Annotated in this window: 14 protein-coding genes; 9 read left to right on the forward strand and 5 right to left on the reverse strand. The window is 72.5% G+C overall.

Going from position 1 to position 14,467, the window contains the following annotated elements; genetic code table 11:
• The first annotated feature begins 62 nt into the window (after window positions 1-62).
• Together BLT82_RS23115 and BLT82_RS37220 are read left to right on the forward strand one after the other, a co-directional pair.
• Window positions 63-536 carry an FtsX-like permease family protein gene (locus BLT82_RS23115; RefSeq protein ID WP_143041519.1) on the forward strand — a complete coding sequence of 158 codons (474 nt, stop codon included), beginning with the start codon at window positions 63-65 and terminating at the stop codon, window positions 534-536.
• A gap of 61 nt (window positions 537-597) precedes the next feature.
• Entirely contained in the window at window positions 598-768 is a 171-nt protein-coding gene (locus BLT82_RS37220; RefSeq protein WP_167746065.1) for a hypothetical protein, read from the forward strand.
• Between the two features lie 23 nt (window positions 769-791).
• Here BLT82_RS37220 and BLT82_RS23120 read toward each other — a convergent pair whose 3' ends face one another.
• A complete protein-coding gene (locus tag BLT82_RS23120) occupies window positions 792-1,475 on the reverse strand; it encodes an endonuclease V (RefSeq protein ID WP_093657928.1) in 684 nt (227 codons plus the stop codon).
• 39 nt (window positions 1,476-1,514) lie between these two features.
• On the opposite strand from BLT82_RS23120, the gene BLT82_RS23125 reads away from it, so the two are divergent.
• Window positions 1,515-1,814, forward strand: coding sequence for a YciI family protein (locus tag BLT82_RS23125; RefSeq protein ID WP_093657930.1), 300 nt, complete (start codon window positions 1,515-1,517; stop codon window positions 1,812-1,814).
• A 243-nt stretch (window positions 1,815-2,057) separates the two neighbouring features.
• On the opposite strand, the gene BLT82_RS23130 is transcribed toward BLT82_RS23125, so the two are convergent.
• The gene (locus BLT82_RS23130; RefSeq protein WP_208868011.1) at window positions 2,058-3,155 is read right to left on the reverse strand and encodes a WD40/YVTN/BNR-like repeat-containing protein; all 1,098 of its coding nucleotides are present in this window, start codon (window positions 3,153-3,155) and stop codon (window positions 2,058-2,060) included.
• Between the two features lie 393 nt (window positions 3,156-3,548).
• Here BLT82_RS23130 and rox point away from each other — a divergent pair, with 393 nt between their 5' ends.
• The 6 genes from rox to BLT82_RS23160 all read left to right on the forward strand — a co-directional run bounded on the left by rox (window position 3,549) and on the right by BLT82_RS23160 (window position 11,176).
• Window positions 3,549-4,985: a rifampin monooxygenase gene (gene rox, locus BLT82_RS23135; RefSeq protein ID WP_093657932.1), complete on the forward strand. Its 1,437-nt coding sequence runs from the start codon at window positions 3,549-3,551 to the stop codon at window positions 4,983-4,985.
• A 293-nt stretch (window positions 4,986-5,278) separates the two neighbouring features.
• Entirely contained in the window at window positions 5,279-5,692 is a 414-nt protein-coding gene (gene ssgD / locus BLT82_RS23140) for a spore wall synthesis regulator SsgD (protein ID WP_093657934.1), read from the forward strand.
• A gap of 351 nt (window positions 5,693-6,043) precedes the next feature.
• A complete protein-coding gene (locus tag BLT82_RS23145) occupies window positions 6,044-7,684 on the forward strand; it encodes an ABC-F family ATP-binding cassette domain-containing protein (protein ID WP_093657936.1) in 1,641 nt (546 codons plus the stop codon).
• A gap of 200 nt (window positions 7,685-7,884) precedes the next feature.
• Window positions 7,885-8,661 carry a dimethylargininase gene (ddaH, locus tag BLT82_RS23150; RefSeq protein ID WP_093657938.1) on the forward strand — a complete coding sequence of 259 codons (777 nt, stop codon included), beginning with the start codon at window positions 7,885-7,887 and terminating at the stop codon, window positions 8,659-8,661.
• A 185-nt stretch (window positions 8,662-8,846) separates the two neighbouring features.
• Window positions 8,847-9,821 carry an acyl-ACP desaturase gene (locus BLT82_RS23155; RefSeq protein ID WP_093657940.1) on the forward strand — a complete coding sequence of 325 codons (975 nt, stop codon included), beginning with the start codon at window positions 8,847-8,849 and terminating at the stop codon, window positions 9,819-9,821.
• A gap of 485 nt (window positions 9,822-10,306) precedes the next feature.
• Window positions 10,307-11,176: a chitosanase gene (locus BLT82_RS23160; RefSeq protein ID WP_093658082.1), complete on the forward strand. Its 870-nt coding sequence runs from the start codon at window positions 10,307-10,309 to the stop codon at window positions 11,174-11,176.
• A gap of 183 nt (window positions 11,177-11,359) precedes the next feature.
• Here the strand turns inward: BLT82_RS23160 and BLT82_RS23165 are convergent, their stop codons facing one another.
• The 3 genes from BLT82_RS23165 to BLT82_RS23175 form a co-directional block, all read right to left on the reverse strand.
• Window positions 11,360-12,727 (reverse strand): SDR family NAD(P)-dependent oxidoreductase, encoded by a 1,368-nt coding sequence (locus BLT82_RS23165; RefSeq protein WP_093658084.1) that lies wholly within the window; start codon window positions 12,725-12,727, stop codon window positions 11,360-11,362.
• 187 nt (window positions 12,728-12,914) lie between these two features.
• On the reverse strand, window positions 12,915-13,190 hold the full coding sequence (locus tag BLT82_RS23170) for a WhiB family transcriptional regulator (RefSeq protein ID WP_093657942.1): 276 nt from the start codon (window positions 13,188-13,190) through the stop codon (window positions 12,915-12,917).
• A gap of 144 nt (window positions 13,191-13,334) precedes the next feature.
• Window positions 13,335-14,147 carry a VOC family protein gene (locus tag BLT82_RS23175; protein ID WP_093657944.1) on the reverse strand — a complete coding sequence of 271 codons (813 nt, stop codon included), beginning with the start codon at window positions 14,145-14,147 and terminating at the stop codon, window positions 13,335-13,337.
• Window positions 14,148-14,467 lie beyond the last annotated feature (320 nt).

Below are 14,467 nucleotides of genomic sequence, written 5' to 3' on the forward strand. Positions count from 1 at the left end.
TCCCTGCCCGGGCGCTGCTGTCCACGGTCCCGTACCTCACCGTCAAGGACCGCATCGGCAGTGTGGCGAACGCCTACCTGCCCCATCTGCTCGGGTTCGGCGTACTCGGCTTGGCCGTGGCGGTCCTGACCGTGGCCAATGTGGTGAGCGGCGCCGTCGTCGCGGGTTTCCGGGCCATCGGCATCCTCAAGTCCCTGGGATTCACTCCCCGTCAGGTCGTCGCCGTACACCTGACGGCGGTGCTGGTGCCCGCGGCGGCGGGAAGCCTCCTGGGCGTGACCACCGTAACGCTGGCGGCCGGCCTCGCGGCCACACTCACCGCGTTCGGCAAGGCGGTGCAGGGCACAGCCGACGCCGTGGTGTACGCGGGGAGGGCCGCCCGTGGCGAAACCACGCCCGAACAGGGCGACGAGGAGACCGAGGCACTGCTGCGCTCGCTGCCCGGGGCGGCCGATGTCGTCGCCCTCGCGTGGCTGGACCTGTACCTCGCGGGTGACCCGCAGCGCATCCAGGTCCAGTTCATCCGCGGGGAGTAACGTCGGTGCCGCGGTCGGTCTCCCCCTGGGACTCGGCGCGCACCGTCTGGTCGTTCCGGCCATGACCGATGCGGCGGGGCTGAGGGCCCCGTCGTTCCTGATGGACGTGTGGCATGCCCCGGTGATCGTCCTGCTCGGCCTGTCCGGCGTCGTCATCGCCATCGGCGGGGCGCTCGTCCCGGCGCGTTCGGCGGGCCGCTCGACCGTCGCGCAGGCGCTGCGCAACGAGTGACCGTCCCGGTGCCCTCCGGGCGGTCAGCCCGCGGTCGCCTCGCGCAGCGCCCGGCGGCACAGGGCGTCGGCGCGGCGGGTGGACTCGGGGATGCGGAAGTCCGGGGAGAGCGCGAGGGTGTGGGCGCACGCGTTGTCGAGCGAGACGCGGTGGCCGACCGAGACGAAGACCGGTTTGACGCCGTCCTGGGTGCGCAGGGCCCGTCCGACCACTGCTCCGTCGTCCGCCACCAGCGGGGATGCGTCGCCCCGCGACCCGCCGGGCGGGTCGTAGGCGAAGGTGAAGGGGTTCTTGGCGACGCCGATCACCGGCAGGCCCGTCAGCACGCCGAGATGGCTGGCCAGTCCGAAGCGGCGGGGGTGGGCGAGTCCGTAGCCGTCGCACACGACCAGTCCGGGGCCGTGCTCGAGCGACTCGAGCGCGGCGAGCACGGTCGGGATCTCACGGAAGGCGAGCAGCCCCGGTACGTAGGGAAAGGCGACCCGGCCGGACGCGGTGGTCTCCTCGACGACGTCGAGGGTGGCGGCGTCGAGGACGACGGCGGCCGCGACGACGACACCGCGCTCGTCGTCGTAGGCCACGTCGACCCCGGTGACGAGGCCCGCGCCCGGCGGCGGCCCGGGTTCGTCCAGGACGACGCGGGTCCTGAGATCGTCCTGGACGGCGCGTGCTTCCGTCTCGTCGGCGGGTGTCCTGATGAGCGTCATGGTGACTCCCAGCCTAAACCTGGGGCTAACCTGCCGATCATGTTCGTACTGGAATTGACCTACACGGCACCCCTCGATCGCGTCGAGGAGCACCAGGATGCCCATGTGGCCTGGCTGGCAGGCCTGTACGAGGAGGGCGTACTGATCGCCTCCGGCCGGAAGAACCCGCGCGACGGCGGTGTGCTGATCGCGGCCGGTATCGACCGCGACCGGGCCGAGCGGATCGCGGCGTCGGACCCGTACACGACGGCGGGGGTGTGCGCGTACCGGATCAGGGAGTTCATCGCGACGAAAACGGCGCCTGCCCTGGAGCGGTACAGGGAACAGCCCTCCGTGTGACGCGTGCGGGGCGGGGCCGGCCGCCGGTCGAGCCGTCCCTGTCCGCGCTCCGGGGCACGGCTCGACGCGGTCGTCGCGCCGGCTCCCGGCCGGCGGCTCCGGACGCCGAATCGTGCGGTGCCCGCATTCGCCGCAGTCGTACGCGGGCCGGCGGCCGGTACCGGGCGGCGTCCACCCGGTACCGGCCGCACCCGCGTCGGAACGGCACGGACGGCGGCCGATGCGGTGTCACCGCCGCGGCCGTCACCACTCCAGCCGCGCCGCGCGTCCCTTCTCGCCCGCCGCCCAGCAGCCGAAGTCCGGTGTGCAGTCGACGGTGTCGTACGAGCCGGTGTCCACGGTGCGCCAGGTCCGGCCGGCGTCGATGGTGAGGTCGGTGCCGGTGGGGCCGACGGCGAGGGCGGCACTGCGGCTGTGGGGGAGCCAGGCGACGCCGGAGCGGTAGGCGGGCGGCGGGGTCGCGGACTGCCGCCAGGTGCGGCCGCCGTCCCTGGTCACCGCGCCCGCCTGCGGCGACGCCTCGCCGGTGCGGTAGTCGCCGCCGACCGCGAGGCCGTGCGCACGGTCCCGGAAGGCGAGCGCGAAGACGCCCCGCGCCGGGTCGCCGGCCGGGATCGTGGACTCGGCCGCCGTCCAGTGCAGCCCGCGGTCCGCCGAGTGCAGCACCCGCGCGGTGGCGCCGCCTCCGGTCGCGAGCCAGACGTCCCTGGGTCCGGAGCTGACCAGGCACTGGCCACTCGCCGCGAAGCCGGCCTCGCCCGGCTGGGCGTCCGGCATGCCGGTGCTCGGCAGCACCCTCCACGACCTGCCGCCGTCCCGGGTGGAGAGGATCCGGTACTTGCCGTCGACCGGGTCGCTCATCGCGAGCCCGTGCCGTGGGTCGAAGAAGGTGATGCAGTCGTAGAACGCCTTCGGGTCGGTGTTGCGGAACGCCTCCTTCCAGGTGGCTCCCCCGTCCTCGGTGCGCAGCACCCTCGACGCGTCACCCTCGCCGATGGCCAGCACGACCGCTCTGCGGGCGTCGAAGGCCTCGACGTCGCGGAACTCCAGTTCGCCCGCCCCCGGCGGTGAGACGTTCCGCCAGTTCCGTCCGCCGTCCGTGGTGTGCAGCACGGTGCCCTTCGAGCCCGCGAGCCAGGCGGTGGTGCGGCCGACCGCGGCGAGGCCGCGGAACCGGACGTCCGTCCCGGTCTCCTTGAGCTCCCAGTGCAGGGCCCGGCCCTTGTCGTGTCGGGCCTCCGCCTGGGCGGGCACCGACAGGGCGGCGCACAGAACGGCGGCGAGCGCCACCCCGCTCAGCCCCGCCGACACCGTTCGTCTCGACTTCCCCTTGGGTCTCATGGCGCGCGAACGTAGCCGACCCCCGGCACCCGGTCCAGAGCGCCTCCCGTACCGTCCGGGCCGAGGCAACGGTTCCGCGAGCGCGCACCCCCGGAGGCGTCCTGTGCCGCCGTCCCCGCCGCACGCCCGCACAGCGGGCCGCCCGCTCCCGCGGTCGGCGGTCGGCGATCACGCAACGGAGGCCCACGAGACGGCAGTCCACGCCCAGGCAGTCCACGCGACGGGCAACGGCACGGACGACGTGCGCCGAACGGGACGGAAAAAGGAAAGGGCAAGGAGGTCACCGACTCCTTGCCACTCTCAACTTATAGCGCACCCGGGGGCTTGCGGCAAGGCCCCGGTCGTGCCGCAGAATCGTCGGCCGAAGCCAGAACCTGCGGAAATGGGGCTTTTGTGGTTGACGTGATCATCGCCGGCGCTGGACCGACCGGGCTGATGCTGGCCTGCGAACTGCGCCTGGCAGGAGTACGGACGGTCGTTCTGGAGAAGCTGGCCGAGCCGACCCGGCAGTCCCGCGGGCGCGGGCTGCACGTGCGCAGCGTCGAGGTGATGGCCCAACGCGGTCTGCTGGAACGGTTCCTGGAGGTCAGCGAGCGGTTCTCGGTCGGCGGCCCGTTCGCCGGCGTGGCCGCGCCGTGGCCGGACCGGCTGGACACGGCACACCCGTACGGCCTCGCCACCCCGCAGACGGTCACCGAGCGACTGCTGACCGAGCGCGCCCTCGAACTCGGCGCCGAGATCCGGCGCGGCTGGGAACTGGTCGGGCTGAGCCAGGACGAGCACGGGGTGACCGTCGAGTCGGCCGACGGCACGCTGCTGCGCTCGCGCTACCTCGTCGGCTGCGACGGCGGCCGCAGCACGGTGCGCAAGCTGATCGGCGTCGGGTTCCCAGGTGAACCCGCCACGGTCGAGACGCTGTTGGGGGACATGGAGTTGACGGAGGATCCGGCGACGGTCGCCGCCGCCGTCGAGGAAGTCCGCAAGACCCAGCTGCGGTTCGGCGCCATCGCCGACGTGGACGGGAATCAGGGGGTGTACCGCATCATCGTGCCCGCCGACGGCGTGGCCGAGGACCGCACGTCCGGGCCGACCCTCGAGGAGTTCAAGGAGCAGCTGCGGGCCTTCGCCGGCACGGACTTCGGCGTGCACTCGCCGCGCTGGCTGTCCCGCTTCGGCGACGCCACCCGGCAGGCCGAGCGCTACCGGGTCGGCCGGGTGCTGCTGGCCGGGGACGCGGCGCACATCCACCCGCCGACCGGCGGCCAGGGGCTGAACCTCGGTGTGCAGGACGCGTTCAACCTCGGCTGGAAGCTGGCCGCGGCGGTCAAGGGCTGGGCTCCGGACGGGCTGCTGGAGAGCTATCACGCCGAGCGGCACCCGGTGGGCGCCGCCGTACTGGACAACACCCGCGCGCAGATCTCGCTGCTGGGCACCGATCCGGGCGCCACCGCGCTGCGGGAGCTGTTCTCGAAGCTGATGGAGTTCGAGGAGGTCAACCGGTACGTGACCGAGATGATCACCGCGGTCGGGGTCCGCTACGACCTCGGCGAGGGCCATGAACTGCTCGGCAGGCGGATGCCGGACCTGGAGCTGAAGCAGGGACGCCTCTACGAACTCATGCACGGCGGCCGCGGATTGCTGCTCGACCGGACCGGCGGGCTTTCCGTGGCGGGCTGGGCGGACCGGGTCGACCACGTCGGCGACGTCGGCGAGGAGCTGGACGTGCCCGCCGTGCTGCTGCGGCCGGACGGCCATGTGGCATGGGTCGGCGACGATCAGCAGGGTCTGCTCGGCAGGCTGCCGCAGTGGTTCGGCGCCGCCGCCGGCTGAGCGGCCGCCGCGCCGCCGAGCACCCCTGCCGCGGGGCATCCGTGGCCGGGGGATCGCGGACCGGCACCGGAGTCGGGACCGCTCGCCGGGCGCCGGAGTCGGGATCAAAATCGCCGCACCGGCACCGGAATCGGGATCGGGTGTCACGGGCTCCGCGAGTCCGCGGACCCGGGGGCGCCGCCGGGCGGTGACGCAGCTCACGCACCCCACCGATGCACGGATTCCGCCGTTCACTCGTCTTCCTGTGTGGCAGAAACGTGTCGCCCGGCAGCAGCGAAGTGAGGGAGCGGGCCTTGTCCAGCGTTATCGAGCAGGCCGTACAGGTCCGTCTGGTCGCGTCCGCGCCACGGATGGAATCCGTACCCGCGACCCTGCGCTACGACCCCCGCGACCCCTTCGCCGTGAGCATGTGGTTCCCCGCCCCGGCCACGCTGGAGGGCACGGAGGTGTCCTGGGCCTTCTCGCGCGATCTGCTCGTGCAGGGCGTGGACGAGCCCGCCGGGCTGGGCGACGTACGCGTACGTCCGTACGGCTACGACCGGACCGTCCTCGAGTTCCACGCCCTCGAAGGCACCGCGCTGATGCACATCCGCACCTCCGAACTGCGCCGGTTCCTCAAACGCGCACAGGGCCTCGTGCCGGCCGGGCGGGAGCACCTCCACCTGGACCTGGACGCGGACCTGGCCGAGCTGATGCGCGACGCCTAGATGGGTGATGCCTACGGTGTCCCGCGATCCCGGGCGGGGGCGACCCTCGGTGGAGCCGCCGGAGCACTGCGACGGCATCCCCGCCCTGTCCGTTGAGCCCCGTCCGATAAATCGTTTGCCCGGCTGGCCGGCCCGGCGTATTTTCGTTTCCGGCCCTGTTGTCGTCGATCGGAGTAGGACGTTGCTCGTCTGAGGTCCTGAGACACCGTGTCACGCGGCTTTCCGCCCGCGTGCCCGTGTGCGACCTCGGCGTACGAGCCGTCACGTTCCCGGACCAGGGCCTTTGTGCCGTCCGACCGGTGTCTCACCCGTTGCCCCCTTTTTTTCTTCTGACGCAACAGGGAGACCCGTATGTCTACCTTCCCCACCTACGTGACTTGCTCCTCGCTGTCCTTCTCCTGGCCGGACGGCACTCCCGTGCTGGAGGACTTCCAGCTGGCCGTCGGCCCCGGCAGGACGGGGCTGATCGGGCTCAACGGCTCGGGCAAGTCCACACTGCTGCGACTGATCGCCGGCGAGCTCACGCCCTCCGAGGGCACTGTGCGGATCGCGGGCGAAGTCGGCTACCTGCCGCAGAACGCCGTGCTCGACACCGCGCTGCGCGTGGACGAGGCCCTCGGGATCGCCGCCACCCGCACCGCGCTGCACGCGATCGAGGCCGGTGACGCACGGGAGGAGCACTTCACGGCGGTCGGCGACGACTGGGACGTGGAGGAGCGGGCCCGTGCCACCCTCGACCAGCTGGGGCTCGGGCACGTCGGCCTCGACCGGACCGTCGGCGAGATGTCGGGCGGCGAGTGCGTGCTGCTCAGGCTGGCGGCGCTGCTGCTGGCGCGGCCCGACGTGCTCCTGCTCGACGAGCCGACCAACAACCTGGACCTCGTCGCCCGGGGGCGGCTGTACGAAGCCGTGGAAGCCTGGAGCGGGGTGATGATCGTGGTCAGCCACGACCGTGAACTGCTGGAGCGGGTCGACCAGATCGCCGACCTCAGGGACGGTGAGGTGACGTGGTACGGCGGCGCGTTCTCGGCCTACGAGGAGGCGCTGGCCATCGAACAGGAGGCCGCCGGGCGGATGGTCCGCGTCGCGGAGGCCGATGTGCAGCGGCAGAAGCGCGAACTGGCCGAGGCACAGGTCAAACTGGCCCGCCGCAAGAGGTACGGGCAGAAGATGTTCGAGCAGAAGCGCGAGCCGAAGATCATCATGGGCGCGCGCAAGCGCCAGGCGCAGGTCTCGGCGGGCAAGCACCGCACCCTGCACGCGGAGAAGCTGACCGAGGCCAAGGAGCGGCTCGCCGAGGCCGTGGACGCGGTACGGGACGACGACGAGATCCGGGTGGAACTGCCGTACACCAAGGTCCATCCGGGCCGCGGCGTGCTGCGCCTGTCCGAGGTCGAGCTCCTCTACGGGGCCCGCGTCGAGGGCGAGTTCGAACTGCGCGGACCGGAGCGGATCGCGCTCGTCGGGCGCAACGGGGCCGGCAAGACGACCCTGCTCCGCACGATCGCCAGGGAGTTGCAGCCGGTGGCGGGCGAGGTGGCGGCGGAAGTGCCGCTGCGCTTCCTGCCCCAACGGCTGGACGTGCTCGACGACGAACTGAGCGTCGTGCGGAACGTCGCGCGGTTCGCGCCCAAGGCGACGGACAACGCGATCCGGGCTCGGCTCGCCCGCTTCCTGTTCCGCGGGGCGCGGGCCGATCGCCCGGCAGGAACCCTCTCCGGAGGCGAGCGGTTCCGCGCGACGCTGGCGGCGCTGCTGCTCGCCGAGCCCGCCCCGCAGCTGCTGATGCTGGACGAGCCCACGAACAATCTCGACATGGCGAGCGTGCGGGGGCTCACGGAGGCATTGGAGGCGTACGAGGGCGCACTGATCGTCGCGAGCCACGACGTCACGTTCCTGGAATCGCTGGGGATCACCCGCTGGCTCCTGCTCGACGGGGAGCTGCGGCCCACGACGGCCGAGGAGGTACGGGAGGAGTTGATGGGGACGTGAAGTACTGAACCGGTGCGCCCCCCGACTGCGGGAGCCCGGGGGCGGAGCGTGGCCGGGAGGCGAGGCGGTTCCCCCGTCCCGCACGGGTCCACACGACCGCGGCGGGGCGCGGACCGGCGCGCTGTGTGGGACGGGACGGAATCGGGCAGGTGGGGCTCATGATGGCCCTGCCGCCCCCCAATTCGGTCCCTGGAGAGCCCGTGCCGAGCAGAAGAGCACTGATCCGACGCCCGAGTCCCCGCGTGGCGGACGGCCTGGTCACCCATGTGGAGCGCCGCGCCGTCGACCCGCGGGTGGCGCTCTCCCAGTGGAAGGCGTACGGCGAGGCCCTGCGCGCGCACGGCTGGGAGACGATCGAGGCCGAGCCCGCGGACGACTGCCCGGACGGGGTCTTCATCGAGGACAGCGTGGTGATGTTCCGCAATGTCGCCCTCATCGCCCGCTCGGGGGCCGAGACGCGTCGCCCGGAGACGGCCGGCGTGGAGGAGGCGGTGGCGAGACTCGGCTGCTCGGTGAACTGGGTGTGGGAGCCGGGGACGCTCGACGGTGGCGACGTACTCAAGATCGGCGACACCGTCTACGTGGGCCGGGGCGGACGGACCAACGCGGCCGGGGTACAGCAGCTCCGCGCGGCCTTCGAGCCCCTGGGGGCGCGTGTCGTCGCCGTGCCCGTGTCGCGCGTACTCCATCTGAAGTCCGCGGTGACCGCGCTGCCCGACGGCACCGTGATCGGCTACGAGCCGCTGGTGGAGCAGCCGTCGCTGTTCCCCCGGTTCCTGCCCGTCCCCGAGGAGACCGGGGCGCATGTGGTGCTGCTCGGTGGCGCAAAACTGCTGATGGCGGCGAGCGCCCCGAAAACGGCGGAGCTCTTCGCCGATCTTGGATATGAGCCGGTTCAGGTGGACATCAGCGAGTTCGAGAAGCTCGAAGGCTGCGTGACGTGTCTCTCCGTACGGCTCAGGGACCTGCATACATAACGGCGCGCAAGCGGACATCACGGCCACACGCTTGGCCGATGGCTTATCGCCCCTTTAACCTACGGTTTCGTAACCTACGAGGCCGTAGGTAAGACGCATGCCGTGATCCGGCCACTGCCTTGCCCTCGGCGTCGTGCGTTGCGCTCTGACGTCCCTCCCCCAGCACCCGTCCCCCAGGAGCCCCCGTGACGATCACCTCTCCCCACCTCGGCAGTTCGGAAGTGTGGACCGACGCCCGGCTGCTGTACGCGCTGGAGGAGGTTGTGGAGAAGGAGCTCAACCGCCACCTGAAGGTCGCCAAGGACTGGATGCCCCACGAGTACGTGCCGTGGTCGGACGGCCGGAACTTCCCCGGCCTCTTCGAGGACGGCGAGGAGTGGGAGCCCGGTCAGTCCAAGGTCACCGACGTGGGGAAGACCGCCCTCGTCGTCAATCTGCTGACCGAGGACAACCTGCCCAGCTACCACCACGAGATCGCGACGCTCTTCGGCCGCGACGGCGCCTGGGGCACCTGGGTGCACCGCTGGACCGCCGAGGAGGGCCGGCACGGCATCGTCATGCGCGACTACCTGCTGACCTCGCGGGCCGTCGACCCGGACAAGCTCGAGCAGTTCCGTATGGCGCACATGTCGGAGGGCTTCGAGTCCGACAACCGCCACTCGATGCTGCACTCGGTCGCGTACGTGGCCTTCCAGGAGCTCGCCACCCGTATCTCGCACCGCAACACTGGCCACCAGTCGGGCGACCCCGTCTGCGACCGGATGCTGTCGCGGATCGCCACCGACGAGAACCTGCACATGGTCTTCTACCGCAATCTGCTCGGCGCGGCCTTCGAGATCGCGCCGGACCTGACCATGCAGGCCGTGCGGGACGTCGTGGTGAACTTCCGGATGCCCGGGCACGGGATACCGGGATTCGAGCGCGCGGCGGCGCAGATGGCGATCGGTGAGATCTACAACCTGCGGATCCACCACGACGACGTGCTGCAGCCGGTGCTGCGCTTCCTGAAGGTGATGGAGATCGACGGGCTCGGCCCCGAGGGCATCAAGGCGCAGGAGGAACTGGGACTGTACATGGGCGGGCTGGACGCCGAGGCCGGCAAGTTCGACGAGAAGCTGGCGGCCCGCAAGGCCCGGCTGGCGGCCCGCGCCAAGGGCTGACCGCCGGCGCCCGCCCCGCGCCGGCGCCCGCCACGGCACCTCCGACCGCCCCCGTCGCGTCATGCGACGGGGGCGGTCGGCGTCGTGGGCCCTGCCGCTTCGCGGGCGTCGGGCGACGCTCCCCGGTGTCCGCCGGGCCGGGCGTGTCGGCGCTCCCCCCGCCCCCGGCGCCCCGGCTGTGGCCCAGCTCCGCGCCCCGGCGACGACGCCCCTCCCCGGCTCCCTCACGCCGGCGGACGCGGGCTCCGGTCAGGTCCGGGGCGCGGTCGGCCGAGGCGGGAGAAGGCCCTGACCCGGCCGGTCGGCGCCGCGGCGGCCGGGCAGCCCGACCGCCGCCGGGGCGAGCGGACGCCTTCACCGGCCGGAATGCGGTGTTCAGCGGGGGACGGGCTGCGGGCGGCCGAGGCGCGCACCGTAATCTGTGCGGCGTGAAGCCCGCGACCCGCATCATCCTCATAGGCGCCCCGGTTGCCGTCGCCGTGTCCATGATCCTCGGCGTCGGCAGCGAGGACGAGATCCCGCTCGCCGACCGGCCGCGGGAGGCGCAGAACACGACGGCCCCCGTGCAGAACCCGCTCAAGTCGGGCTCGGCGTCCGAGCGGCGGGCGCTGGAGGCCAGGATCGACAAGATGCCCGCGGGACTCGCCGCTCCCGCCAAGAAGGAGATCGCCGCGCGGCTGGTGTCCACCGCCGAGCACTCCACCCTGAACTGGCGCGGGCAGTACGACGCCATCGAGGACCTCGGCGACGGCAACGGCTACACCGCCGGGACCATCGGTTTCTGCTCCGGCACCAACGACATGCTGCAGCTCGTCGAGGCGTACACCGCCGACCACCCGGACAACGGGCTGGCGCGGTATCTGCCCGCCCTCAGGGAGGTCGACGGCACCGACTCGCACGAGGGGCTGGACCCCGGCTTCACCGACGCCTGGGTGGCGGAGGCCGGGAAGCCGGCCTTCCGCGCGGCGCAGGACGCCGCCCGCGACCGGATCTACTTCGACCCGGCCGTCCGGCTCGCCAAGATGGACGGCCTCGGCACGCTGGGCCAGTTCATCTACTACGACGCGATGCTGCTGCACGGCCCGGGCCTCGAGCCCGACGGCTTCTACGGCATCCGCCAGGCGGCCATGAAGAAGGCCAGGACGGCGGCGGAGGGCGGCGTGGAGAAGACGTATCTGAACGCGTTCCTCGACGAGAGCCGTTCCGCCATGCGGTCCCGGACCGGCACCGCCCAGCGCGACACCTCGCGCATCGACACGGCGCAGCGGGTGTTCCTGCGGAACGGGAACATGGGACTGGCGGCACCGCTGGAGTGGCGGATGTACGGGGAGACCTTCCGCATCCCGGCCTCCTGACGGCGGGGGCACATGGGGCCCGGCACGGTAAGCCGGGCCCGCCGCGCCCCGTCGGGACGCCACCGCGACCGCGCTCCTCCACGCAGCGGACGACGGCAGCGCCGGCCGGACCCGACGGCACCGCGGCCCGGGACCGGACGTGAGCACGGCCCGGGACGGGACGCGCCGGGTGCCGCGCCCGCGTCACCAGTCGGCCACCCGGTAGTCCTTGAGGAAGACCCCGGACACCGGCGCGCCCGCCTCGCCCCGCACGATCGGGTCGTAGACACGGGCGGCTCCGTCCACGATGTCGAGCGGCGTACGGGTGCCGACCGCGGCGATCCGCGCCTTCCGCGGGGCGGGGTTCTCGTCGGTGATCCAGCCGGTGTCCACGCTGCACATGTACACGCCCTGCGCGGCGAGTTCCTCCGCGCTCGTACGGGTCAGCATGTTGAGCGCGGCCTTGGCCATGTTGGTGTGGGGATGGCCGCCGGTCTTGTTGCGCACGGCGAACCGCCCCTCGACAGCGGACACGTTGACGATGTACCGGCGCGACCGCGGCGAGGCGAGCAGCAGCGGAAGCAGCCGGTCGCACAGCAGGGCGGGCGCCACGGCGTTGACCAGCTGCACCTCCAGGAGCTCGGCCGGGTCGAGCTCGCCGATGCGCGCCGACCAGGAGTTGGCGGCCGAGAGGTCGGGTAGCAGCCCGGCCTCGTCGGCGCCCGTGAGCACGAGGTCGAGCGAGGCGGACCGGACGGCCGCGGCGGCCGTCGGCGCGTACCCCGGAGCCGTCAGTACTCCCGCCGGGCGGTCGCCGCCCTCGCCGGACGCGAGCAGCGCGTACGACTCCGGCGGCCTGCGTATCGTCTGCGCGGCGTTGTTGACGAGTATGTCGAGTGGCTCGCCGTCGGCCCGGAGCCGCTCGCACAGTCCGATGACCTGGCGCGGGTCGCGCAGGTCGATCGCGACGACGGTGAGCCGGTCGATCCACTCGGCGCTGCCCGGCACGGCGTGGAAACGCCGCAGGGCGTCCTGCGGGAAACGACTCGTGACCAGCACGTGCGCTCCGTCGCGGAGCATCATCAGCGCCAGCCGGAAGCCGATCTTCACCCGCCCGCCGGTGAGCAGCACCCGCCGGCCGGACAGGTCCGTGCGCAGGGTGCGCCGTGTCGTGTTGTCCCGCGCGCAGTCGGGGCACAGCCGGTGGTAGAAGGCATCCGCTTGTCGATACAACGACTTGCAGACATAGCAGTGCCGCGGCTTCAGGAACGTCCCCACCGTGCCGCGGCGCGACTCCAGCGCGGCGTCCTCACGACGGTCAAGGGCACCGGTCGCGGTGGCGGCAGTGAGCAGGGCATCGGCCTCGGAACGCGCCCTCCGGCGGGCCTTGCGGCGCTTGTTCCGGCTCTCCCTGGCGAAGGAAGCGGCGAGCTCCTCGCCGCGCATCCGCGCCGGATCCTCCAGCGGGAGGCCCCGCAGCCGCTCCACCGTGCGGCCGAAAGCCGCCAGCTCGTCGTCCGTGACCGTGGCGTCCGACGCGTCCGGGGTGGCGCCCGTCGTCGTCGCGTACATCTGCTCCATGCGCAGGTGATCGTAGCCAGCGCCGGAGAGCGTCAGCATCCCGATTTCCACTCACCCGGGAGGCGTACGCCGTTTCCGCGCTTCGGGGACGATCTGCCGAGGCGGTCCACCATCAGTCGCGATGTTCACGTGGCCCCCGACCGGTCGGGCCGCTCCTCCCGCCCCTCGATGAATCCCTTCACGGCCGCCGGCTGCGGCGCTGGATCCGAGAGCGCCGCAGCCTGCCGCGTTCCTTCTCCGAGAGGCCGCCCCAGACGCCGAACCGCTCGTCGTTGGCGAGCGCGTACTCCAGGCACGCCACGCGGCCGTCGCAGGCGTCGCACAGTTCCTTGGCCTCGCGGGTGGAGGAGCCGGGGGCCGGGAAGAAGAACTCGGGGCCGACCTGGGCGCAGAGGGCGTTTTCCTGCCAGGAGAGTTCCTGGTCGGCGGCGGGAGCAATGCTGTTCATGGGCATGATCGACAGACTGCCCCGTGCCGATAAACAGCATGTCAATGAAAGCTCAACGTCCGCGTTTCGGCCAACCGCGGCCGGGGACGGCCGACCTCGCCGACCCGCGCCCCCGGTAGCACCGGCGCGGGCCGCCGTTGTGCCGGTGGTTCACGCCGCGTTCGCGCCGCCCGCGCTCTTCGCCGCGGTCTCGATCACCGCGAAGCGGGCCCCGTACGGGTCGGCGAGTTTGGCGATGCGGCCGACGTCCTCCAGGTCGATCGGCGGAGTGCGGACCGTGCCGCCGCGTTCCTCCGCCTTCGCCGCGGTCGCGTCGGCGTCGACGACCTCGAAGTACGGCAGCCAGTACGGTCCGCCGGCCGCCTCCACCGGGTCGGTCTCCAGGGGGACGAGGCCGGCGAACATGGCGTCCTCGCCGGCGCCTGCCGGGTTCACGGTGACGTAGGTGTCACCGCCGGGGATGGGCACGGCGAACTCGTCCCACCCGAAGACGGAACGGTAGAACCCGAGCGCCGCGTCCGGGTCCGGGGTGCACAGCTCGGCCCAGCACAGCGAGCCGGTCTCGTTCACGACGTCGAGGCCCGGGTTGGTGCCGGGCTGCCAGGTGGCGAAGCCCACGCCCGCCGGGTCGGTGAAGTGGGCCATGCGGCCGAGGTCCCGCACGTCCGCCGGCTCGTGGGTGACGGCGCCGCCGCCCTTCCTCACCCGTTCGGCCGTGTCGTCCGCGCTGGGCGACTGGAAGTAGAGGGTCCAGCCGGGCGCCCCCTGCTCGGGGGGCACGGTCATGCCGCCGGCCGCGGTCCTCCCGTCCAGTTCGAACATGCCGTAACCGCCGGCCCGGGGGCCCGCGGAACGGAACGTCCAGCCGAACAGTTCGCCGTAGAACGAGGCCGCGCCCCGGAGGTCGGGGGTGGCGAGGTCGAGCCAGTTCGGAGAGCCGGTGAGATAGCGCGTGGTGAGCATGGACATCGCTCCTTCGTGGGCGGCCGGCGGTCCCGTCACGGGGCTCGCGAGCCTCGTGGTCCCCGGGACTTCGGGGGCCCGTCGTCGTGCCTCACCCCCCTCGTGGGTGTGCCGTCGACCCCATCGAGTGTGCTACCGGTCCCGGTCCCCCGCACCCGGGGCGGCCGTCGTCGCGCATTCCCGCCCGGCCGCCGTCACGGGCGCCCACGTCGCGTAGGGGTGGAACGGGGTGGGACGAGGACGCGGGACCAGCTGGAGCGCACGGGTTCGTGATGACGTCGCCGCCCACGTGGTTGGGGGGTATGCCTCGGTGGCCGGGA

Source organism: Streptomyces wuyuanensis (genome assembly GCF_900103455.1).
Lineage (GTDB): Bacteria > Actinomycetota > Actinomycetes > Streptomycetales > Streptomycetaceae > Streptomyces > Streptomyces wuyuanensis.

Bases quoted from the DNA above. Each gene is read 5' to 3' on its own strand.
- BLT82_RS23145 (WP_093657936.1), top strand. From the start codon at position 6,044: ATGTCTACCTTCCCCACCTACGTGACTTGCTCCTCGCTGTCCTTCTCC.
- BLT82_RS23125 (WP_093657930.1), top strand. From the start codon at position 1,515: ATGTTCGTACTGGAATTGACCTACACGGCACCCCTCGATCGCGTCGAG.
- BLT82_RS23175 (WP_093657944.1), bottom strand. From the start codon at position 14,147: ATGCTCACCACGCGCTATCTCACCGGCTCTCCGAACTGGCTCGACCTC.
- BLT82_RS37220 (WP_167746065.1), top strand. From the start codon at position 598: ATGACCGATGCGGCGGGGCTGAGGGCCCCGTCGTTCCTGATGGACGTG.
- BLT82_RS23130 (WP_208868011.1), bottom strand. From the start codon at position 3,155: ATGAGACCCAAGGGGAAGTCGAGACGAACGGTGTCGGCGGGGCTGAGC.
- BLT82_RS23165 (WP_093658084.1), bottom strand. From the start codon at position 12,727: ATGTACGCGACGACGACGGGCGCCACCCCGGACGCGTCGGACGCCACG.
- BLT82_RS23160 (WP_093658082.1), top strand. From the start codon at position 10,307: ATGATCCTCGGCGTCGGCAGCGAGGACGAGATCCCGCTCGCCGACCGG.
- BLT82_RS23120 (WP_093657928.1), bottom strand. From the start codon at position 1,475: ATGACGCTCATCAGGACACCCGCCGACGAGACGGAAGCACGCGCCGTC.
- BLT82_RS23170 (WP_093657942.1), bottom strand. From the start codon at position 13,190: ATGCCCATGAACAGCATTGCTCCCGCCGCCGACCAGGAACTCTCCTGG.